Annotated in this window: 20 protein-coding genes; 10 read left to right on the plus strand and 10 right to left on the minus strand. The window is 60.6% G+C overall.

Going from position 1 to position 20,299, the window contains the following annotated elements; genetic code table 11:
- Positions 1-98: 98 nt before the first annotated feature.
- Both rpiA and ACI77I_RS01205 read left to right on the plus strand, forming a co-directional pair.
- Positions 99-770, plus strand: a complete 672-nt coding sequence (gene rpiA, locus ACI77I_RS01200; protein WP_406996820.1) for a ribose-5-phosphate isomerase RpiA — start codon at positions 99-101, stop codon at positions 768-770.
- Positions 771-1,147: 377 nt separating this feature from the next.
- Entirely contained in the window at positions 1,148-3,094 is a 1,947-nt protein-coding gene (locus tag ACI77I_RS01205) for an autotransporter domain-containing protein (RefSeq protein WP_406996821.1), read from the plus strand.
- Here ACI77I_RS01205 and ACI77I_RS01210 read toward each other — a convergent pair whose 3' ends face one another.
- The 4 genes from ACI77I_RS01210 to ACI77I_RS01225 all read right to left on the minus strand — a co-directional run bounded on the left by ACI77I_RS01210 (position 3,095) and on the right by ACI77I_RS01225 (position 7,371).
- A complete protein-coding gene (locus ACI77I_RS01210; RefSeq protein WP_094949212.1) occupies positions 3,095-4,003 on the minus strand; it encodes an SdiA-regulated domain-containing protein in 909 nt (302 codons plus the stop codon).
- A 120-nt stretch (positions 4,004-4,123) separates the two neighbouring features.
- Positions 4,124-5,047 (minus strand): SdiA-regulated domain-containing protein, encoded by a 924-nt coding sequence (locus ACI77I_RS01215; RefSeq protein ID WP_406996822.1) that lies wholly within the window; start codon positions 5,045-5,047, stop codon positions 4,124-4,126.
- A 241-nt stretch (positions 5,048-5,288) separates the two neighbouring features.
- A complete protein-coding gene (locus ACI77I_RS01220) occupies positions 5,289-5,954 on the minus strand; it encodes a fumarylacetoacetate hydrolase family protein (protein ID WP_094949215.1) in 666 nt (221 codons plus the stop codon).
- Positions 5,955-5,976: 22 nt separating this feature from the next.
- Positions 5,977-7,371 (minus strand): FAD-binding oxidoreductase, encoded by a 1,395-nt coding sequence (locus tag ACI77I_RS01225; RefSeq protein ID WP_094949216.1) that lies wholly within the window; start codon positions 7,369-7,371, stop codon positions 5,977-5,979.
- Positions 7,372-7,596: 225 nt separating this feature from the next.
- On the opposite strand from ACI77I_RS01225, the gene serA reads away from it, so the two are divergent.
- On the plus strand, positions 7,597-8,826 hold the full coding sequence (gene serA, locus ACI77I_RS01230) for a phosphoglycerate dehydrogenase (RefSeq protein WP_010167810.1): 1,230 nt from the start codon (positions 7,597-7,599) through the stop codon (positions 8,824-8,826).
- A 67-nt stretch (positions 8,827-8,893) separates the two neighbouring features.
- On the opposite strand, the gene ACI77I_RS01235 is transcribed toward serA, so the two are convergent.
- Complete coding sequence (locus tag ACI77I_RS01235) at positions 8,894-9,334, minus strand: DUF4399 domain-containing protein (RefSeq protein ID WP_094949217.1); 441 nt, start codon at positions 9,332-9,334, stop codon at positions 8,894-8,896.
- 134 nt (positions 9,335-9,468) lie between these two features.
- Between ACI77I_RS01235 and ACI77I_RS01240 the strand changes: the two genes are divergently transcribed.
- Positions 9,469-9,954 carry a transporter substrate-binding domain-containing protein gene (locus tag ACI77I_RS01240; RefSeq protein WP_094949218.1) on the plus strand — a complete coding sequence of 162 codons (486 nt, stop codon included), beginning with the start codon at positions 9,469-9,471 and terminating at the stop codon, positions 9,952-9,954.
- A 108-nt stretch (positions 9,955-10,062) separates the two neighbouring features.
- Here the strand turns inward: ACI77I_RS01240 and ACI77I_RS01245 are convergent, their stop codons facing one another.
- Together ACI77I_RS01245 and ACI77I_RS01250 are read right to left on the minus strand one after the other, a co-directional pair.
- Complete coding sequence (locus ACI77I_RS01245; protein WP_094949219.1) at positions 10,063-10,548, minus strand: DUF523 domain-containing protein; 486 nt, start codon at positions 10,546-10,548, stop codon at positions 10,063-10,065.
- Positions 10,549-10,550: 2 nt separating this feature from the next.
- Positions 10,551-11,183 (minus strand): 2OG-Fe(II) oxygenase, encoded by a 633-nt coding sequence (locus ACI77I_RS01250; protein WP_094949220.1) that lies wholly within the window; start codon positions 11,181-11,183, stop codon positions 10,551-10,553.
- Between the two features lie 131 nt (positions 11,184-11,314).
- Between ACI77I_RS01250 and ACI77I_RS01255 the strand changes: the two genes are divergently transcribed.
- Positions 11,315-12,067 carry a DUF2059 domain-containing protein gene (locus tag ACI77I_RS01255; RefSeq protein ID WP_406996823.1) on the plus strand — a complete coding sequence of 251 codons (753 nt, stop codon included), beginning with the start codon at positions 11,315-11,317 and terminating at the stop codon, positions 12,065-12,067.
- 43 nt (positions 12,068-12,110) lie between these two features.
- Here the strand turns inward: ACI77I_RS01255 and ACI77I_RS01260 are convergent, their stop codons facing one another.
- Positions 12,111-13,052, minus strand: a complete 942-nt coding sequence (locus ACI77I_RS01260) for an alpha/beta hydrolase (protein ID WP_242153357.1) — start codon at positions 13,050-13,052, stop codon at positions 12,111-12,113.
- Between the two features lie 99 nt (positions 13,053-13,151).
- Between ACI77I_RS01260 and ACI77I_RS01265 the strand changes: the two genes are divergently transcribed.
- The 4 genes from ACI77I_RS01265 to ACI77I_RS01280 all read left to right on the plus strand — a co-directional run bounded on the left by ACI77I_RS01265 (position 13,152) and on the right by ACI77I_RS01280 (position 15,810).
- Positions 13,152-13,730, plus strand: a complete 579-nt coding sequence (locus ACI77I_RS01265; RefSeq protein WP_094949223.1) for a DUF6436 domain-containing protein — start codon at positions 13,152-13,154, stop codon at positions 13,728-13,730.
- Between the two features lie 90 nt (positions 13,731-13,820).
- Positions 13,821-14,177: an EamA family transporter gene (locus ACI77I_RS01270; protein ID WP_094949224.1), complete on the plus strand. Its 357-nt coding sequence runs from the start codon at positions 13,821-13,823 to the stop codon at positions 14,175-14,177.
- Positions 14,177-14,590: a multidrug efflux SMR transporter gene (locus ACI77I_RS01275; RefSeq protein WP_094949225.1), complete on the plus strand. Its 414-nt coding sequence runs from the start codon at positions 14,177-14,179 to the stop codon at positions 14,588-14,590. Before ACI77I_RS01270 ends, ACI77I_RS01275 begins: the two co-directional genes overlap by 1 nt.
- Positions 14,587-15,810 (plus strand): DegT/DnrJ/EryC1/StrS family aminotransferase, encoded by a 1,224-nt coding sequence (locus ACI77I_RS01280; protein WP_406996824.1) that lies wholly within the window; start codon positions 14,587-14,589, stop codon positions 15,808-15,810. The genes ACI77I_RS01275 and ACI77I_RS01280 overlap by 4 nt, the downstream gene beginning before the upstream one ends.
- Here the strand turns inward: ACI77I_RS01280 and ACI77I_RS01285 are convergent.
- The gene (locus tag ACI77I_RS01285) at positions 15,788-16,666 is read right to left on the minus strand and encodes a hypothetical protein (RefSeq protein WP_406996825.1); all 879 of its coding nucleotides are present in this window, start codon (positions 16,664-16,666) and stop codon (positions 15,788-15,790) included. The genes ACI77I_RS01280 and ACI77I_RS01285 overlap by 23 nt on opposite strands.
- Entirely contained in the window at positions 16,663-17,769 is a 1,107-nt protein-coding gene (locus ACI77I_RS01290) for a GNAT family N-acetyltransferase (RefSeq protein ID WP_406996826.1), read from the minus strand. Before ACI77I_RS01290 ends, ACI77I_RS01285 begins: the two co-directional genes overlap by 4 nt.
- A gap of 166 nt (positions 17,770-17,935) precedes the next feature.
- Here ACI77I_RS01290 and ACI77I_RS01295 point away from each other — a divergent pair, with 166 nt between their 5' ends.
- The gene (locus ACI77I_RS01295; protein ID WP_406996827.1) at positions 17,936-20,290 is read left to right on the plus strand and encodes a penicillin acylase family protein; all 2,355 of its coding nucleotides are present in this window, start codon (positions 17,936-17,938) and stop codon (positions 20,288-20,290) included.
- Positions 20,291-20,299: the final 9 nt, after the last annotated feature.

Genomic DNA, 20,299 nt, shown 5'->3' on the forward strand with positions numbered 1-20,299 from the left:
TCTAACCCAGCGTTTAGCCGGGCGACCACACGAATCCCGAGGTTTTGTTGGGTTATACTCGCCGCCCTCGATAATTCCCCGCCCGTTCCGGAGCCCGCATGACCCAGGATCAACTCAAACAGGCAGTGGCCCAGGCCGCCGTCGATTTAATCCTTCCTAAACTCGACGACAAAAGCATCGTCGGCGTCGGCACCGGCTCCACCGCCAACTGCTTTATCGATGCGCTGGCCCTGCACAAGGGCGCGTTTGACGGCGCCGTGGCCAGCTCCGAAGCCACCGCCGCGCGCCTCAAGGGCCATGGCATTCCGGTGTACGAGCTCAATACCGTGAGCGACCTGGAGTTCTACGTCGACGGCGCCGATGAAAGCGACGAGCACCTGAACCTGATCAAAGGCGGCGGCGCAGCCCTGACCCGCGAGAAGATCGTCGCGGCCGTGGCCAAGACCTTTATCTGCATCGCCGACGCCAGCAAGCTGGTGCCGGTACTCGGCGCGTTCCCGCTGCCGGTGGAAGTGATCCGGATGGCCCGCAGCCACGTGGCCCGCGAGCTGGTGAAACTGGGCGGCGACCCGGTGTACCGCGAAGGCGTGTTGACCGATAACGGCAACATCATCATCGACGTGTTCAACCTGCAGATCACCAACCCGGTGGAGCTGGAAACCCAGATCAATGCGATCGTCGGTGTGGTGACTAACGGTTTGTTCGCCGCGCGCCCGGCTGATGTGTTGCTGCTGGGCACCTCTGAAGGCGTGAAAACCCTCAAGGCCTAAAGCTCACCGCCTGGCTTTGTGTGGGAGCTGCGGTGCGACGATTCGACTTGCCTGCGATAGCATCGCCTCGGTTTAACTGACACACCGAGCCGTTCGCATCGCAGGCAAGTCGAATCGTCGCACCGCAGTTCCCACATTTGATTCCATTGTCCGAAAGATCCATGTAACAAAAACGCTACTTTTCGCAGCATCCCCCTCCAAAATCGTGCGCCACGTCACGACATCTCACACCTCAATCAGTATCAAATCCGTTACAAATTACAGCCAAGCGACCCACGCGTTTAACAATGCGCCACTTCGCAGTCGCCCACGGAATGAGGCGCGCATTGTGCAATGGGTCTGGGCTTGAACATCCCCATCACCTCAAGGACGACCTTGTGATAAAGCCCTTAGCCCTCGCGATCAGCGTTGTCGGCACGCTGCTGTCGACACACACCCAGGCCTACGATTACGGCCAACATGCCAACACCACCCTGGAAAAGCTGATCAACGACTACCCCGGCCGGTATCGCGGCACCGCCAATTTCGCCGGCGCCGCGGATTGGATGCAAAGCCAGATGGGTTCGGCCTACAGCCTTAGTCGCCAGAATTTCACCTGGAACAACGGCAGTCGCGCCTCGCAAAACGTGGTGGCCTACGCCGCCGGCACCAAACCGCAGTACGTGGTGATTGGCGCGCATTTCGATACCTACTTCGGCCGCCCGGCCCTGCAAGGCCTGGACGACAATGGCTCCGGCGCCAGCGTGCTGACCGAGGTGGCGAAGAACCTCGGCGGCTTGCAGTTGGAAAACGGCCTGCAAATCGTCGGCTTCGGCGCCGAAGAAGAAGGCCTACGCGGCTCCAAGGCCTTCGTCGATTCACTCAGCGCCAGCCAGCGCGCGAACATGCTGGCGATGATCAACCTCGACAGCCTGATCACCGGCGACATGATGTACGCCCACGCCGGCCAGAACAGCACCGCCAACCCCGCGCTGGCCTCATTGCGCGAACACGCCTTGCAGATCGCCAAGGAGCTGAACATCCCGCTGTTCACCAACCCGGGCCTGGACCCGCAATACCCCAAGGGCACCGGTTGCTGCAGCGATGGCGAGCCGTTCGAACCGCTGAAAATTCCGATTCTGTACATAGAAGCCACCAACTGGGAGCTGGGCGACCTGGACGGCTACACCCAGACCAACAACCCGAAAATCCCCGGTGGCTCCACCTGGCACGACCCGGCCGAGGACAACAAAGCCGTACTCACCGACGCCTTCGGCCAGGCGCGTATCGACCAGCGCCTGCGCGACTATTCGCGCCTGCTCAGCCGCCTGGTGCTGGAGCTGACCAACGCCGACCTGATGGCCTCGACCGCCTCCGGCGGCGCCGTTGCGCGCAATATGCAGGACAACCTGCAGCGCCAGCACCAAGCCATGGTGCGCCTGCATGATCGCCGTTGGCTGACCTTGCAAGCGGCCAGCCGCGAGGTGGGAAGCTTCGATGGCGAAATCGGTGTGGACGGCGAATACAACCCGGACAGCGGCTTCGACAGCCCACTCAACCCCGAGGCGCGGCGCCTGGGCGTGCATGCGCTGGGCGATTACCAACTCACCTCCAACCTGAACATCGGCGCCAGCCTGAGCTACCTCAATGGTCGCGACAAACTTGAGCACCGCGGCAAACTGGACAGCGACACCTGGCAGGCTGCGGCCTACGCCTTGCTCAATGACGGCGGCCCAAGCTGGCTGGCCGGCGACCTGAGCGTCGGCCATACGCGCTTCGACGCCAAGCGCAACCTGCTGATCCAGGCCAATGGCGGCCCGATCCTGCTCAACCAGCGACTGAGCGGCAACACTGACGCCCTGTCCTTGGGCGCGCGGGTGCTTGGCGGCTATGACTTCGATTTCGGCGCGATCAAGAGCGGGCCGTTTGCCGGCCTGGATTACAGCCATTACCGCATCGATAAATTCCACGAGAAACAAAACCTGCGCACCGCGCTTGAGTACGAAGAACAAGCCTTCGATTCCCTGGAAGCCAGCCTCGGTTGGCGCGTGCGCGGCGCAGTCGCCCTGCCCTATGGCTTGAGCCTGCTGCCTTACGGCGATATCGCCTGGGTCAAGGAGCTGGCAGATGGGCGCCTGGATGACCTCGACCTGACCGCCCACGCCGACAGCCAGGCGCGCACCGCCAAACTGGGTTCAGTGGATAAAAGCTTTGGCCGCGCGCAAATCGGCAGCCAACTGGCGATCACCCCGCAGTTGGGCGTTTACGCCGAGGTGAACAGCCGCCTTGGGCATGCCGAAGGCAGCCAGACCGGCTATTCGCTGGGTGTGCAGTGGATGTTTTGATCAGGGCTTTTTGAACACGTAAAACAGGTTCGGCTCGCTGACCAGGTACAAGCTGCCGTCATCGTCCATGGCGATACCTTCGGCCTGGGGCACACGTTTTTGCAGACCATGGCGCCCGTTGAGCAGAGAAAGGCTGCTTAACGGGCGACCGTCGATGTCCAACTCCAGCACCAAAAACGACTCATCCGACAGCGCCAGCAAATGCCCGCTGCGCTCGTTGTATTGCAAGCTCGACAGGTCGCGCACAAACAGCCCGGCATCACGCTTAGGGTTGTTGATCACGTGCACCGAGTAGGTTTTTTCCGGCTTGAAATGCGGAAAACCGTGGACCTCGTAGATCAGCATCGGGTCGCGCTCCTTGGCCACGAACAGGCGTTTACCTACCGAGTCATACGCCAGGCCCTCGAAACCCTTGTTACCGCCGATGTGCACACCCAAGGTCATCTGCTCTGCGTCGGCAGCATCAAGGAACTGGGTGTCGTCATTCACATGCACCTTGATCAGCCGCTGCTGGGCTTCATCGCTGATGACGTAGATGTTGTCGCTGATGAACTCCACCGCCTCGGCATCGCCAAAGCCCACCAGCGCAATGCGCCGCAAGATCTTGCCGTCCAGGGACAGCTCGACCAGCTCGGCGTTTTTGTTGGTGACGGTAAACAGGCTTTTGCGCACCGGGTCATAAGTGAGTGCCGAGACGTCATCGTCGAGGCCTTCGATCACTTTGGCTTCCAGGCTGACACGGTAATCGGCCAGGCCGATGGAGCGCTCATTGGCGGGCTGGCCCCACGCCTGCCAGTTGAACCACGCGCGTTCGAACAAGCGAAATTGCTGTGCGACCACCGCGCCGGTGACCAAGGCGATCAGCAACACCAAAAAAAACGCGGGTTTGGGGCGGGTAAGTCGGCGCATCAGGCAAGCTCAACGTCAAAAAGTGGCGAATGAATATCACGCCTGTCTGAATTTAAACTTAAACGCAGCCGACTGCCTGGCGAATGACGCTCCTAGCGCTGTATCCGACGTAATCGTCAGTTATTTCTGTTTCTCGAAGCGATAAAACAGGTTCGGCTCACTGACCATGTACAACGTGCCGCTCTCATCCATGGTCACGCCTTCGGCACGCGGGATGGTGTGCTTGAGGCCGTTGAAGCCACCGAGCAGGGTCATGAAGCTCACTTGCTCGCCCTTTGCATCCAGCTCCAGCAACAGGTGGGAGTCGGCCGACAGCACCAGCAAGTGCCCGGTGCGCGGGTCGACATCCAGGGCCGAAAGGTTGCGCATGTCCAACTCGGTGCTGGCGACTTTTTGCTTGTCGCCTGTCAGCGTGGCGCCATCGCTTTTCCAGGTAAACAGCGCAGGTGGGCGCTCTTCGCCGAGTACGATTTGCTGGTTGCGCTTGTCCCAGGCGATGCCTTCAAACGCTTTGTTCTGGTCCTTGGACGGGCCGAGGTCGTAGGTCTTGAAGTCAGCGATGTTCAGTTGTTGAGTGCCGGCATCGACTGTCACCACGGTGAGCGTGTGCATGCGCTCATCGACAATGGCCATCAAGCCATTCTCCATCACCGTCAGGCCTTCCGGGTTATTCCAGCCATTGAGCGGCATTTTGCGCAGCACGTCGCCTTGCAGGCTCAACTCAACCAGGAACGGGTTTTTGCCCATCACAGAAAACAGGGTTTTGGTCTGCGGGTTGTAGGCCAGGTCCGAAGCCTCGTCCTTCTCCATGCCGGGCAGCAACTTGCCGTCGATGACCGCGTGATAGTCCGGCAGCCACACACTGGCTTGTTGTTCGGCCGGCGTCTCAAAGCGCTCCGCCACCCACAGCGCACCACGATCGTCCCAGTGCATGAGCCAGGCAACGCCATACACAATCGCCCCGGCGAGGAACAGCCAGGAATACCAGCGCAGGGCAAAACGTGAACGGGGCTTGGGTGTCGCGGTGGGCAAGGTCACGGCCATTGAGCGCTTTTCCGGAAAGTCAGCGTTAGGTGATAGCACAGGATCAACAGGCCTGCGCGCAGGAGGCTGGAATTATCCGGATGGTGTGTGAAAAAAATGCAAAAGCCTGGGATTCTGAGGATGTACTCAATCAAATGTGGGAGCTGGCTTGCCTGCGATAGCATCACCTCAGTATCACTGATACACCGAGGTGTCCGCATCGTAGGCAAGCCAGCTCCCACATTTGAAGTGCATCCAGCCTTTAGCGAACGCTGCTTTCGAAGCGGCTCACGCCCGCCAGCTCCAGCACCAGCTCATCCCCAACATTCAACGGCCCCACACCCGCCGGGGTGCCGGTGAGGATCACGTCGCCGGCCTGCAGCGAGAAGCAGCCGGCCATGTGCTGGATCATCGGGATGATCGGGTTTAGCATCTGCGCGCTGTTGCCGTCCTGGCGCACTTGGCCGTTGATGGTCAGGCGGATGCCGATGTCGGTCACGTCCGCAAAGGTGCTACTCACCACAAACGGGGCAATCACAGCGGCGCCGTCGAACGACTTGGCGATTTCCCACGGCAGGCCTTTGGCTTTCAGCTCGGCCTGCTTGTCGCGCAGGGTCAGGTCCAGGGCCGGGGCGAAGCCGGAGATGGCGTCCAGCACTTCTTCACGGCTGGGTTTGGTCGACAAGGGCTTGCCGATCAACACCGCGATTTCCGCTTCGTAATGCACCGAACCGCGCTCGGTAGGGATGGTGAAGCCGCCTTCCAGTGCGACCACGCAGCTGCCCGGCTTGATGAACAGCAGCGGCTCGGTCGGCACCGGGTTGTCCAGTTCCTTGGCATGTTCGGCGTAGTTACGCCCGATGCACACCACTTTACCCAGGGGAAAGTGGATGTTGGTGCCGTCGACATACTTGTGCTGGTAGCTCATGGAACGACTCCTTCAGGGGCGATTAAACAGCGAAGATCTTGCCCGGGTTCATGATCCCGTTAGGGTCGAACACCGCCTTCACTGCCTTCATGTATTCGATTTCAACCGGTGAGCGGCTGTAGGTCAGGTAATCGCGTTTGGTCATGCCTACGCCGTGCTCGGCGGAGATCGAGCCGTTGTACTTCTGAACGGTTTCGAACACCCACTTGTTGACGGTGGCGCATTTGGCGAAGAACTCGTCCTTGCTCAGGTTTTCCGGCTTGAGGATGTTCAGGTGCAGGTTGCCGTCGCCGATGTGGCCGAACCAGACAATTTCGAAGTCCGGGTAGTGTTCGCCGACGATCGCGTCGATTTCCTTCAAGAACGCCGGCACTTTGGAGACAGTGACCGAAATATCGTTCTTGTATGGGGTCCAGTGGGAAATGGTCTCGGAGATGTACTCGCGCAGTTTCCACAGGTTGTGCAGCTGGGTTTCGCTTTGGCTCATCACGCCGTCCAGCACCCAGCCCTGCTCGACGCAGTGCTCGAAGGTTTCCAGGGCGTGGTTGGCAACTTCTTCGGTGGTGGCCTCGAATTCCAGCAGCGCGTAGAACGGGCAGTCGGTTTCGAACGGCGCGGGTACGTCGCCACGGCCCATGACTTTGGCCAGGGCTTTGTCGGAGAAGAATTCGAAGGCGGTCAGGTCCAGCTTGCTCTGGAACGCATGCAGCACCGGCATGATCGAGTCGAAATCAGTGGTGCCGAGCACCATGGCGGTGAGGTTTTTCGGCGCACGGTCCAGGCGCATGGTGGCTTCCACCACGAAACCCAGGGTGCCTTCGGCGCCGATAAACAGCTGGCGCATGTCGTAGCCGGTGGCGTTCTTGATCAGGTCGCGGTTCAGTTCCAGCACATCACCTTTGCCGGTGACCACTTTCATGCCGGCCACCCAATTGCGGGTCATGCCGTAGCGAATCACCTTGATCCCGCCGGCATTGGTACCGATATTGCCGCCAATCTGGCTCGAACCCGACGAAGCGAAGTCCACTGGGTAGTACAGGCCTTTCTCTTCGGCGACGTTCTGCAATTGCTTGGTGACCACGCCCGGCTGGCACACGGCGGTGCGGTCAGTGAGGTTCACGCCGAGAATCTGGTTCATGTAGTCGAACGACACGACCACTTCGCCATTCGCCGCCACAGCAGCAGCCGACAGACCGGTGCGGCCACCCGACGGCACCAGTGCCACCTTGTGTTCATTGGCCCAACGCACGATGGCTTGCACCTGTTCGGTGGTCTTGGGGAACACGATGGCGCTAGGCGCGGGCGCGAAGTGCTTGGTCCAATCCTTGCCGTAAGCCTCCAGGGAGTCTGCATCGGTCAGCACTTTGCCAGGCTCAACCAGGGTCTTCAGCTCATCAATCAGGGCAGGATGGGTCATCGACAGAACTCTCGAACAATTCATGGTCATCCTGAGAACGCTTCACGTCGCAGGAATAGGTGTTTAGCGGGGCGCGTATGCTAGCATACCGCCCCCGCAGGACAGAGCCCAAGGGCGTTCTGCGGTGACGGCTTTCCTGCCGTCCGGGTCAGCTCTTGTGCACTGATTCAAGGCACTAACTGCTCGATTCCCTGCCATTTTTCTCCGGGATACAGGTTTACGCAGATGAGCAAGACTTCTCTCGATAAGAGCAAGATCAAGTTCCTTCTTCTGGAAGGCGTCCACCCATCGGCTGTCGACGTACTGAAAGCCGCTGGGTACTCCAGCATTGAGTACATCACCAGTTCTCTGCCGGAAGCCCAGTTAAAGGAAAAGATCGCCGACGCGCACTTTATCGGCATTCGCTCCCGCACTCAGCTGACCGAAGAGATCTTCGACCACGCCAAGAAACTCGTGGCTGTCGGCTGTTTCTGCATCGGCACCAACCAGGTCGACCTTAACGCTGCACGTGAGCGCGGTATCGCGGTGTTCAACGCACCGTACTCCAACACCCGTTCCGTTGCTGAACTGGTGCTGGCCGAGGCCATCCTGCTGTTGCGCGGTATCCCAGAGAAAAACGCTTCCTGCCACCGTGGCGGCTGGATCAAAAGCGCGGCCAACTCTTTCGAAATCCGCGGCAAGAAGCTGGGTATCGTCGGTTACGGCTCGATCGGCACTCAACTGTCGGTACTGGCCGAAGGCTTAGGCATGCAGGTGTTCTTCTACGACACCCTGACCAAGCTGCCATTGGGTAACGCCACTCAGGTGTCGAGCCTGACCGAGCTGCTGGGCATGTCCGACATCGTCACCCTGCACGTTCCGGAAACCGCTGAGACCCAGTGGATGATCGGCGAGAAGGAAATCCGCGCCATCAAGAAAGGCGGCATCCTGATCAACGCTGCACGTGGCACCGTGGTTGAGTTGGACGCCCTGGCCGACGCGATCAAGGACAAGCACCTGATCGGCGCCGCGATCGACGTGTTCCCGGTGGAGCCACGCTCCAACGACGACATCTTCGAAAGCCCGCTGCGTGGCCTGGACAACGTGATCCTGACTCCACACATCGGCGGTTCCACCGCTGAAGCCCAAGCCAACATCGGCCTGGAAGTGTCGGAAAAACTGGTCAAGTACAGCGACAACGGTACGTCGGTGTCTTCCGTCAACTTCCCGGAAGTGGCGCTGCCGGCTCACCCTGGCAAGCACCGCCTGCTGCACATCCACCAGAACATCCCTGGCGTGATGATGGAGATCAACAAGGTCTTCGCGGAAAACGGCATCAACATCTCCGGTCAGTTCCTGCAGACCAACGAGAAGGTCGGCTACGTGGTGATCGACGTCGACGCCGAGTACTCGGACCTGGCGCAAGAGAAGCTGCAGCACATCAACGGCACGATTCGTAGCCGCGTATTGTTCTAAGGCTTTAAACGCTGCATAAAAAATGGGAGGCCCGCAGGGGTCTCCCATTTTTTTGTCTGAACAAATCTTACTTAACGTTAACCGTGATCACTTTCGAGGCTACAGTAGGGTTGAACTGCATGTGCAGTTTGTCGCCAGCTACCAGTTGCAAGGTGTGCTTGCCTGGGGTGAGGGTCAGCTGGGTTTCGGTCTGGGCCTTGCCGTAGTGGATCACGGTGTCGGTGGCCGGGATCGGCACGCTGGCGTCCGGCAGCTCTTTCTGGTCAATCAGCAGGTGGTGGTGGCCGGTGCCTGGGTCCTGGCTGGTCGCCGGGGCCAACTGCAGGCCTTCCATGCCGAATTTGACGGTGAAGGTTTTATCGACGGTGGCGCCGTCTTTTGGCGACACGATAAACACTTTGGCACCTTCAGGTGGCGCACTGCGCGGAATACCGTCAGCCGCAGTAGCCAGCATCGAAGCACCCAGCAACAGGCTGGCCAGGGTGGCACGGGACAAAAAGGCTTTCATTCGCTTCTCCAGTTTTTCTATGAAATCTGTAGGGTTATGACAACTTCGCGACAAATTGCTGTCCAAGGCACTGAACACCATAGCAAAGCGATGCTGAGCGGCGCCTCGCACAGACGAATTCTTTAGGAGCGACCATGCGCTTTTCGCCTGGCCTTGTACTTTTACTGCCCCTTCTGAGCCCATTGGCTCACGCCGAATTGATCGATGATGTGTTTGATCGCGGCGAACTGCGCATCGCCCTGGAGGCCAACACGCCGCCATTCAACTTCAAGGACGGCGACAAGCTCACCGGTTTTGAAGTGGAACTGGGCGAGCAACTGGCGAAGGAAATGGACGTGCGCCCCTCGTTTATCACCACCGATGATACTGACCTGCTGCCGGGCGTGGAAACCGGCAAGTACGACGTGGCCATCAACCATATCGCTATGACTGCCGAGCTGAAGGATCGTTTCGATTTCAGTGAGCCTTATCGGGAAAAGCCTGAGCTGGTGATTCCGTTCCAGAAGGGCAACCCGGCGTTCAAAAGCAGCTTGGACAAGGCATTACAGCACGTGAAGGCCGATGGTCGACTGAAGGCGCTGGCGCAGAAGTGGTTTGAGAACGATACGAAGGCCGAATAAATACTCGGTCAATGTGGAAGCTGGCTTGCCTGCGATAGCGACGGGTCAGCACCTAATGTGTGACTGACACACCGCTATAGCCGGCAAGCCAGCTCCCACATTTTTGATCTATATAAGGCTTGAGAGATGCCGTGCCGCTTCGGACAGCTCCAGCTCACTGAACACCAACACCCCGTGACGCTTGAGCAACGCCGCCGTCACCCCTTCACCGCTCACCTTTACACCAGTGAACGTGCCGTCATAAGTCAACAGGTTGCCGCAGGAAGGGCTATTGGCCTTGAGAATGGCGATGCGGATGTCATGGCGCTGCACCAGCGCCAACGCCTGGCGGGCGCCATCGAGAAAGGCGGCGCTGAAGTCTTCGCCCTCTGCGGTCAGCACCTGAGCGCGGCCTTCCCACACATCGATGCCCTGCCCGCCCGGTATCTCGGCGGAGGGACGCGGCGTGGGCAAACCGCCCGACACTTCCGGGCAGATGGCAACCACGCGGCCTTCAGCCTGCCACGCCGCCAATTGATCAAATGGGCCACTGGCTCCGCCGTCGTAGCGCACCTTGTGCCCGAGCAGGCAGCGGCTGATCAGAATCTTTTGCATGGTTAAAAAGGCTCGTTACCCCGCCGGCGAAACCAGCCGGTCAGGGACAGGCGTTCGCGCGTGGCGGGCAGGACTTCGTGGGGCACCTCCCCGGACAGGAACACCACCAGGCTGCCGCCGGTGGGCACCACGTCATGTTCGACGCCGCCCTTGAGGTACATGCGCAACTGGCCGCCATGCTCGGGCAGCCAGGCATCGTTCAAATACACCACGGCCGAGACCATGCGCCGGTCATCGTCGCGAAAACGGTCCACGTGCTTGAGGTAAAACGCCCCCGGCGGGTACATCGCGAAATGGCTTTCGAAGTCTTCCAGGCCCAGAAACAGGCCGCGATTCATCGCCTGGCGCAGGCTGTCCATCACGCCCATGTAGGTCTCGCAGACTGCGGCATCACCCTCTTCCAGCCACTGGATATGGTCACCGCGAATCCCCTCGCGAATCTCCTGGGCCGGGCCGCGTCCTACGGCTGCAGGCGCCAATTCACCCTCTGCCGCACGTTTACGGCACTCAGCCGCCAGTTCCAGGGTCAGAGCCTGGGGCAGGAAGCCGTTCTGCTGCGACCAACCTTTTTCGGCCAGGTCGTCGACGATGCGTTGCAGCAGGGGATGATCAAGGGGTATTTGCATGGCGCGCATAGTATCCATACGCCTGTGAATCCGACAGAGCCGCCGAGCGTCTGAATACACTTTAGTCAGGTGACCGATAGGATTTCTCGACAAATCCTACGCCCGACACGGACAATAGTGGCCGACTGACAGGAGTCCATATGCGTCGTTTGTTTTTTTCCATGCTGATGTTCTGCGTTTTGCCCGCGTGGGCAGACGGCCATGACCAGTTGTACAAGGTCGCCGGCTGGGCCGAACAACGTGCGCATTTCAATGACGCCCTCAGTGCCGCCCAGCAACGCTACCGCAATAGCCTGCCGCCGGCGGTGTACCAGGCGCTGGTGGACAACAGCAATAAACGCTTTGCCGCCCAAGCCGTGGACCAACGCGCCGAAGCGCAATTGCGTAAGAACCTCACGGACCCGAAACCGGCCCTGGCGTTTTTCCAATCGCCGTTGGGCCGCAAGATTGTCGCCGCCGAGTTGCTGGCTACGCGCCGCGACCAACTTGCAAAAAACTCAAAGGGCCTGCCGCACATCGAAGCCGACGCCACCCGCAGCCTGATCATCGGCCACCTGGCCCAGGCGCTGCCCGCCCGTGAAGCCGGCGCGGAAGTCAGCTTGGCGATTGCCGGTGTGGCGGCCGATAGCCTAAGCCAGATGATCCCGGGCCTGTTGGGCGGTGGTCAGGCTCAAGGCATGTTGAATGGCCAGCGTGAGCGGCTGATGCAGCAGATTGGCAATGACCTGAACAACACGTTGCTGTACGTCTATCAGGATTTGTCTGACCCGGAGCTGGAAGAATTCGCCACGTTTGCCGAGTCGCCGGAGGGTCGGACGTATTACAAAGCGGCGCTTGCAGCCATTCGCGCAGGCTTGGCGGTCGGCCAAAGCACCTCAAGCCTGGCGCCGTAATCATTGTGGGAGCTGGCTTGCCTGCTCCCACATTTAGTCCGTATTACTTCAGATGGTCGGTGAGGTACTTGAAGTATTCCTCACGAATCTGCGCAATCTCATTCGCCAAGTGATGCCTGCCACGCGGGATCATTAACACCTCAGGCTGATCAAACTTGCCCCGCAGCACCTGCAAGTTGTGCTGCCAATCCACCGTCATGTCTTCCTCACCCTGCACAATCACCGGCCGCCGCGGGCTGCGCGGGGCGGCTTCGATGCGTTTGATCCAGCGCGCCAGTGCGCCAACCCAGGCGGTGGGCAACTGGCGCGGCTGCAGCGGGTCAGCTTCCAGGAACGGCTTGAACTTAGGGTCGTTGGTGTTCTCGCTGAACCGCCGGGCGATGCCTTTGACGAAGGGCCGCAGCAGGTAATAGCTGACCTGCGACCACCCCCACGCACGCGGGCGCACCAAGGGTGACAGCAGGAAGGTCTTGCCCTGCGCCGGGCTGTCGGCGCCGTGATGGAGCAAATGGTCCACCACCACCGCGCCGCCCGTGCTTTGCCCGAACAGGTGCCAAGGCTGTGGCAGTTGCAGCGCCTTGGCTTGGGCGAACAGCGCCTGCACCACGTCCTGATACACCGCAAAATCGTCGATGCTGGCACGTGCGCCGCTCGACAGGCCATGGCCCGGCAAATCGCAGGCGATGACCACGAAGCCTTGGTCCAGCGCCCAGTCCACCACGTTGCGGTACAGGCCCATATGGTCGTAGAAGCCGTGAAACATGAACATTGTCGCCACAGGCACAGGCGGCCACCACACTTGGGCGACAACCTCGAAGCCGTCCACCTCAAAACACCCCAGGCGGCTCACCGCCGGTACTTTGCGCGCGGCCAGGTCCAGCCCGTAGAAACGCTGGTAGACCCGCGCCTCGGCGCTGAGCGGTTGCGCGTCCACAAGTGGCCGCAAGCTTTCACGCAGATGATCGGGGTCAAAGCTGACAGGCATAAAAGGTTCCAGACTTGCGGTGAAGATGAATATCGAGCTGCGATATTCATCTGTCCGGGCAAGCATGGCAAGCTACGCGACCTGTGAGGATAGTTCTGAATGCGACAGCCCTACCGTTCCGCCTTGTTCGCCAGCCTGACCCTGATCATCTGCGCCGGCGTGCTGTGGGCGGCGTATGACTGGTTCCAGGGTCGCTACTTGCGCGCATTCAGCGAACACACGGCCGTCTTCTCCGGCGATGCCCTGCGCCTGCCCGCCGAACTCTCAGGCCCCGGCCCGATCCGCTTGGTGCACTTCTGGGACCCGGCCTGCCCGTGCAACGTCGGCAACCAACAGCACCTGGGCGAGTTGATCGAGCAGTACGCGCCCCAAGGCGTCGAGTTCTACGCCCTGCAAAAAGCCGGCAGCCACGGCCAGTTGCCCGACAACCTGCGCAAGATGAAAACCCTCAACGCCTTGCCCGGCGCCGATCAGGTACCGGCCACGCCTGCCGTGGGTATTTGGGATCGCACGGGCAAGCTCGCGTATTTCGGGCCCTATAGCGAAGGGCTCACGTGTAATTCCAGCAACAGTTTCATTGAGCCGATCCTGCAAGCCCTTGAGGCCGGACGCGAAGTAGACGCCACCCACACCCTGGCAGTGGGCTGTTATTGCGCGTGGAGCAAGGCGTCAAACTGAACACAGGCTGTTCAACTGGCAAACTCCAATTACCCGATTCACAGCCTGCTGTATCGTACGTTTTCAGTGAGATTGTAAGCGTAGGAATACATGAGCCAGTTAACCATCATCCTCTGGATGCTCAACGTTATCGTTGATACGTCCGGCCAGCTGGCCTTTAAAGCCGCCGCCTCAGCCAGCGCCGAACATGACGGTCTGGCCCACTGGAAGCACATGCTCAAGCGTCCGTGGATCTGGCTGGGCGTGATCTGTTATGTCTTCGAATTCGTGTTGTGGCTGGCGTTCCTGACACTCGTACCCCTGTCGGTTGGTGTGATGTTGGGCTCCATCAATATTGTCGTGATCATGATTGCCGGGCGTTTCCTGTTTAAAGAGAACCTGAGCAAATGGCGCTTGATCGGCATCATGCTGATCGCCTGTGGCGTGACTGTCGTAGGGTTTGAATGATGAAACGTTTCTATATCCTGGGTTTTCTGGCGCTGATCATTTTCGACACTTTGGCGCAGGTCAGCTTCAAATTCGCCTCGGTGCATGCCGAACCGCTGACCATGGACGTCGCCTGGCTGGTCCGGGTGTTTGGCGCACCGTGGATCTACGGCGCCTTTGTGGGCTATATCGGCGCCTTCTTCACCTGGATGACCTTGCTCAAATACGCCCCCGTGGGCCCGGCGTTTGCGGCTTCCCACCTGGAGTTGATCAGTGTGACGCTGATCTCCGTGTGGCTGTTCGATGACACCTTGACCCTGCCTAAAATCATCGGTGGCGCGCTGATTATCGCCGGGATCCTCTGCCTGGCGCGCAGCGAAGACAAAGAGAGCAAACAGGTCGAGGTCGAGCCGGCGCAGGCCCCGGTGTCATGACACACCCATGGGAAATCCCGCCGACCGCAGGGCTGCCTTTGCGCTGGCGGGATTTACTCGGTTTCTCGGGCGGCCTGGCCGACTCGCTGGCCCGCCAATTCTCGATTCCACGGCCGGCGCTGCCCTGCTCCGGCACCGCTGCGCTGATCATCGCCCTGCGCACCTTGCAGCAGCGTATGCCCGGCCGCACGCGCCTCATCGTGCCCGCCTACACCTGCCCCTTGGTGGCATTGGCCGCGCATTACTGCCCGCCGCTGCGAGTAGTGCCCTGTGATTTGCAGCCCAACAGCATTGACCTCGATGAACAGCAACTGGCGCACCTGTGCGACGACAGCACGCTGGCGGTGGTGGTCACTCACCTGGCTGGGCGCGTGGCCGATGTGGGTGCCGCCAAGCGTATTGCCGACGCCGTCGGTGCGGCAGTCATCGAGGACGCCGCGCAAGCCATGGGCGCCCTTGACGATGGCCGTAGCGTTGGGCTCAAAGGCGACGTAGGTTTTTTCAGCCTGGCATTGGGTAAAGGCCTGACGACAGCCGAAGGCGGTGTGCTGTTCAGTCGCGACCCGGTGTTGCACCAGGCGCTGCACCGCCAGTGCCGGCAAGACCTGCCCTTCAGCCTGCGCTGGGAGCTGCAACGCAGCGCCGAACTGTGGGGTTACGCCCTGGCCTATCAGCCGCGTGGCTTGCATTACGTGTATGGCAAGGCGCTGCGCAAAGCGTTGGCCCAAGGCGATGAAGTGGCCGCCGTGGGCGACGACTTTTCGGTTAACGACATCCCATTGCACCGTCTCGGCGGCTATCGCCAGAAGGTCGGGGCCGCCGCGCTTGCGCGCCTGCCGGATTATTTGCAACAGGGCCAAACCCGCGCCTTACGCCGTGCAGCACGCTTAAATGCCTTGCCCGGCGTCTCGGTGGTAATGGACCGGCCCGGGCAGCAAGGCACCTGGCCTTTTTTGATGGTGATGATGCCGTCTGCACAGACACGTGATGCGGCGATGGCGCAGCTGTGGACCTCAGGGCTGGGCGTGACCCGCCTGTTTATCCACACCTTGCCGGACTATCCGGCGGCGGCTCCGCTGTTGCAGCCAGGCGGCGACCTTACCCAGGCCCAAGCCTTCGCCGCCCGCACACTGTCGATCAGCAACAGCCATTGGCTGACGGACGAACACTTCGAACAGGTACTGGCTCAGCTCAAGGTTATTGTCGCCAGCCCTGATTGATACGGTCCACCAAACGGCCATTCAGCGCGTTCTGTTGCTGTTGCCAAATCTGCACTTGCGCCTCAGGCAGCGCCTCTTGGCCATCGGAAGCACTCAACCAACGCTTGAACTTGCTTTCATAGTGGTACGCCGACACGTCGCCAGTAATGTCCGCGCCGATGATCAGGCCCTGGCAGGCGCTGATCAGGTCGTTCAAATGCTGCTCCAGAAACTCGCCCTGGTCCCAGTTGGTGTTCACCACCTCGGGGCTCAACACGTCTTTGTCGATGGACAGGTAAACCGGCAGCGAACGGTCAAACTGCGCCAGGAACGCGCGCATCAAATCGTCCGGGTTGCTGAAGGCGCGATTGCTGCGACCGGCGCCGACCCAGTTCATCCAGCGCGTGTCGACGTTGACGTTCCAGTAGGTCAGCTTGCGCTTGAGCAGCGGCGACCAGTGATTCTCCCAGGCGTGGCCCAGGCCGATATCCTGCGAGCCGATGCCCAGCACATGCACATGCTCGACCTGCGGCAAGCGGCTGGCCCAATAGACCCACGAGCCGCAATGAATGCCGAACGGGTAACGCATGTTGTCGGGGTGGTTGTCGCAAATGATCAACTGGAACTTCTGCTGCGTTGGCAGTCGGTTCAGCAACAACTGGCTGAGGTGGTGATAGTCGCCACTGCCGGTAAACACACAGCCGTAGTCACCGGGCATTTGCGCGTGCAGGGCCGTCTCCAGCGCCTTGAACTGCGCCCACCGGCAGCCGAAGCGGATTTTTTCCTGCCAGGCCTGTAGCGCTAAGGTGGTCGCGCCGGGGATGTCACTGACGGCGCCATCGAAATCCAGAATCAGCGGCGGTCGGGCCAGGCTCATGAGGTGTGCTCCTGTTGCCACTGGGCATCGCTTTCAAAGTGATGGCGGAACCGGCTGCCCAGCTTGCGCAGCAGCGGGTTGCGCACCCAGACCAGGTGGCGGGTGAAGGTAAAGTCGGCGCCAAGGCTGGCCTTGACCTGTGGGTCGGTCCAGCCAGCCACGTAAAACTTCAGCCCATTGGCCAGCGCGTACTCAAGGTTTACAAACCAACTGACGAAGTACAGGTTGAATTCCAGCGCCAGCGGGTAATTGAGGCCGATGTACTTGTCGAGCAGCTTGTCGCCTTCCACGTAGCACAGGTTGTAGCCGATCAGTTCATCGCAGTGCCAGTAGCAGAACACGCGCCCATTGCTGCTGGCGTCGCGGAACAAGCCACGGAAAAACTCAGGGGTGAGCAGGTCAAAGTGGATCTCGCTCTGGTCGTACACCGCCTTGTACAGCCCGTACAAGTGCGTGAGCCAGGCGTCATCGTTGAAGCGCGCATCGCCGGTCTCCAGGACTTCCACGCGCATCGCTTCACGACTGCGCAGTTTGCGCCGGATATTGCGCCGACGGCTGTGGGACAAGCGCGCCAAGTATTCGTCGATGCTGGTGAAGTTGATCGGCACATAGGCCAGCGCCTGGCCTTCCAGGCTGATGAAGCCACGCCGGGTGCAATCGTCGATCAAGGCTTGCGCGTAAAGGTTGTCCGCGTCGCTGAGCAACGGCGAGTTGCACGGCACGTCTTTGATCACGGTGAGTTTGCGCTGCGGTGCACATTCATATTGCAGCCACTGCGCGAGGTCCTGGGGCGACACGCCTTGGGGAAACGGCGAGTACTCACTGACGGTAGTGCCCACGAAGCAGCTGTCGATACGCAGCCACGAACGCCAAAACCGATACCCCGGCCAGTTGCGAACGCGCTGCTCGAACCCATCGTCGGCGGTGGTCAACAGGTCGAATGGCGTGAAAAAATACGGCAGGCCCTGCTCGGATAGCCGGGCGTCGAAGCCCTCCGGCGGGTGCTGCAAAAAGCGCTTGATCAGCGATTGCGCTTCCAAGCAGCACGCGTAAGTCGCCTCGGCGCGGCTGGGTTCTGGCAATGGTTGCGTGGCGCAAGTCATGGAAAAAAGCTCATAGATGACAACGCAATACTAGCCTTTTGACTTGCCGGTCACTTGAACCTCGGCTGTCGGCGAGGCACATCGGCGCGTTATCAGCATTTCCCTCAGCCCTCACCAAACCTATTAGACTCCGTTGACCTAAAAGGCGAATGACCAAGGATCGTCCATGAAACGCAGCCTGACCGTGCTCGCTCTGCTGATTGCCGCCCTCTTGGCTGGCGCCGGCTGGTATGTCTACAGCAAGCAACCGACCCGCCAGGGCACCGAAACACTGGCCAACCTGCAAGGTTCGGTCACGGTGCGTTACGACGACCGTGGCGTGCCGCACATCCGCGCCGAGAACGAGACCGACCTGTATCGCGCCCTGGGCTACGTGCATGCCCAGGACCGGCTGTTCCAAATGGAGATCATGCGGCGCCTGGCCCGTGGTGAACTGGCTGAAGTGCTCGGCCCCAAGCTGCTGAGCACCGACAAGCTGTTTCGCAGCCTGCGTATTCGCGAGCGTGCCTTGAGTTACGTGGAACACACCGACCACGACTCCAAGGCATGGAAGGCCTTGCAAGCCTATCTGGACGGGATCAACCAGTATCAGGACAGCCACGCCAGCCCGATGGAGTTCGACGTGCTGGGCATTGCCAAGCGACCGTTCACTGCCGAGGACACCATCAGCGTTGCCGGGTACATGGCCTACAGCTTTGCCGCCGCATTTCGTACCGAGCCGCTGCTGACTTACGTACGCGACCAACTGGGCAGCGATTACCTGAAAGTCTTCGACCTGGACTGGCAGCCCAAAGGCGCGCTCAACCTTGCCGCCAGCGACTGGAAAACCCTCGGCGCCCTCGCCTCGTTGAGCGATCAGGCCCTGGCCGACAACGGTTTGCCGCAGTTCGAAGGCAGCAACGCCTGGGCCATCAGCGGCAGCCGCACCAAAAGTGGCAAGCCATTGCTGGCGGGCGATCCGCATATTCGCTTCTCGGTGCCGTCGGTGTGGTACGAGGCGCAGTTGTCGGCGCCGGGCTTTGAGCTCTACGGCTATCACAACGCGCTGGTGCCGGTAGCGTTCCTGGGCCACAACCTGGATTTCGGCTGGAGCCTGACCATGTTCCAGAACGACGACCTCGACTTGATCGCCGAAAAGGTCAACCCGGACAACCCCAACCAAGTCTGGTACCACGACCAATGGGTCGACATGACCAGCAGCGAGCAGCAGATCGCGGTCAAGGGCCAGGCGCCGGTGACGCTGACGCTGCGCCAATCGCCCCACGGCCCAATCATCAATGACGTGCTCGGCGAAAATGCCGGCAAGACGCCGATCGCGATGTGGTGGGCGTTCCTGGACACCGAAAACCCGATCCTTGAAGGTTTCTACCAGCTCAACCGCGCCGACACGTTGGCCAAGGCCCGCGCGGCAGCGGCCAAGGTCTCGGCGCCGGGCCTGAACATTGTGTGGGCGAATGCCAAGGGCGACATCGGCTGGTGGGCGGCGGCGCAGTTGCCAATCCGCCCGGCGGGGGTGAATGCCGGTTTTATTCTCGATGGCAGCACCGCCCAGGCCGACAAGCTGGGCTTCTACCCATTCAGCGCCAACCCCCAGGAAGAAAACCCGGCGCGCAGTTATGTGGTGTCGGCCAATGCCCAGCCGGTCTCGCCCACCGGCATGGAAATCCCCGGTTATTACAACCTCGCCGACCGTGGCCAGCAGTTGAACACGCAACTGAGCGACAAAAGCGTGAAGTGGGACGTGACCAACAGCCAGGCCTTGCAGTTGGGCACCACCACCGCCTACGGCCCACGCCTGCTGGCGCCGCTGTTGCCGGTGCTGCGCGAGGTGGTCAAGGACCCGGCACAGTTGAAACTGGTGGAGCAGCTTGCAAGCTGGAAGGGTGACTACCCGCTGGATTCCACCAGCGCCACGCTGTTCAACCAGTTCCTGTTCAACCTCGCCGACGCGGCCTTCCACCCGAAACTGGGCGATGCCATGTTCAAGACCCTGCTGACTACGCGGGTGATCGATGCCGCCCTGCCACGCCTGGCCGCCTCGCCGGACTCGCCCTGGTGGAACGGCAAGCGCGCCGACACGGTCAAGCTCGCCTGGGACAACAGCCTGACACACCTCAAAGCCACCTTCGGTGATGACCCGACTCAATGGCAGTGGGGCAAGGCGCACACCCTGACCCACGGCCACCCGCTGGGTATGCAGAAGCCGCTGGATATAGTCTTCAACGTCGGCCCCTTCCCCGCCCCTGGCAGCCACGAAGTACCGAACAACCAGACAGCCATGATTGGCCCCGCGCCATGGCCGGTGACCTACGGCCCATCGACCCGCCGCCTGATCGACTTCGCCGACCCGGCCCACGCCCTGACCATCAACCCGGTGGGGCAAAGCGGTGTGCCGTTTGACTCGCACTATGGCGACCAAGCGGAAACCTACATTGAAGGCGGGTACGAGCAGGCGCATTTCAGTGATGAGGAAGTGACGGCGAATACGCGGGGCACGCTGAAATTACTGCCTGCCAGATAACCGCCTGGA

The sequence above is a fragment of the Pseudomonas sp. D47 genome, from assembly GCF_045447305.1.
Classification (GTDB): domain Bacteria; phylum Pseudomonadota; class Gammaproteobacteria; order Pseudomonadales; family Pseudomonadaceae; genus Aquipseudomonas.

Coding starts and splice junctions, on each gene's coding strand:
- rpiA (WP_406996820.1), top strand. CDS start 99: ATGACCCAGGATCAACTCAAACAGGCAGTGGCCCAGGCCGCCGTCGAT.
- ACI77I_RS01210 (WP_094949212.1), bottom strand. CDS start 4,003: ATGCGCCGACTTACCCGCCCCAAACCCGCGTTTTTTTTGGTGTTGCTG.
- ACI77I_RS01215 (WP_406996822.1), bottom strand. CDS start 5,047: ATGGCCGTGACCTTGCCCACCGCGACACCCAAGCCCCGTTCACGTTTT.
- ACI77I_RS01220 (WP_094949215.1), bottom strand. CDS start 5,954: ATGAGCTACCAGCACAAGTATGTCGACGGCACCAACATCCACTTTCCC.
- ACI77I_RS01225 (WP_094949216.1), bottom strand. CDS start 7,371: ATGACCCATCCTGCCCTGATTGATGAGCTGAAGACCCTGGTTGAGCCT.
- serA (WP_010167810.1), top strand. CDS start 7,597: ATGAGCAAGACTTCTCTCGATAAGAGCAAGATCAAGTTCCTTCTTCTG.
- ACI77I_RS01235 (WP_094949217.1), bottom strand. CDS start 9,334: ATGAAAGCCTTTTTGTCCCGTGCCACCCTGGCCAGCCTGTTGCTGGGT.
- ACI77I_RS01240 (WP_094949218.1), top strand. CDS start 9,469: ATGCGCTTTTCGCCTGGCCTTGTACTTTTACTGCCCCTTCTGAGCCCA.
- ACI77I_RS01245 (WP_094949219.1), bottom strand. CDS start 10,548: ATGCAAAAGATTCTGATCAGCCGCTGCCTGCTCGGGCACAAGGTGCGC.
- ACI77I_RS01250 (WP_094949220.1), bottom strand. CDS start 11,183: ATGCGCGCCATGCAAATACCCCTTGATCATCCCCTGCTGCAACGCATC.
- ACI77I_RS01255 (WP_406996823.1), top strand. CDS start 11,315: ATGCGTCGTTTGTTTTTTTCCATGCTGATGTTCTGCGTTTTGCCCGCG.
- ACI77I_RS01260 (WP_242153357.1), bottom strand. CDS start 13,052: ATGCCTGTCAGCTTTGACCCCGATCATCTGCGTGAAAGCTTGCGGCCA.
- ACI77I_RS01265 (WP_094949223.1), top strand. CDS start 13,152: ATGCGACAGCCCTACCGTTCCGCCTTGTTCGCCAGCCTGACCCTGATC.
- ACI77I_RS01270 (WP_094949224.1), top strand. CDS start 13,821: ATGAGCCAGTTAACCATCATCCTCTGGATGCTCAACGTTATCGTTGAT.
- ACI77I_RS01275 (WP_094949225.1), top strand. CDS start 14,177: ATGAAACGTTTCTATATCCTGGGTTTTCTGGCGCTGATCATTTTCGAC.
- ACI77I_RS01280 (WP_406996824.1), top strand. CDS start 14,587: ATGACACACCCATGGGAAATCCCGCCGACCGCAGGGCTGCCTTTGCGC.
- ACI77I_RS01285 (WP_406996825.1), bottom strand. CDS start 16,666: ATGAGCCTGGCCCGACCGCCGCTGATTCTGGATTTCGATGGCGCCGTC.
- ACI77I_RS01290 (WP_406996826.1), bottom strand. CDS start 17,769: ATGACTTGCGCCACGCAACCATTGCCAGAACCCAGCCGCGCCGAGGCG.
- ACI77I_RS01295 (WP_406996827.1), top strand. CDS start 17,936: ATGAAACGCAGCCTGACCGTGCTCGCTCTGCTGATTGCCGCCCTCTTG.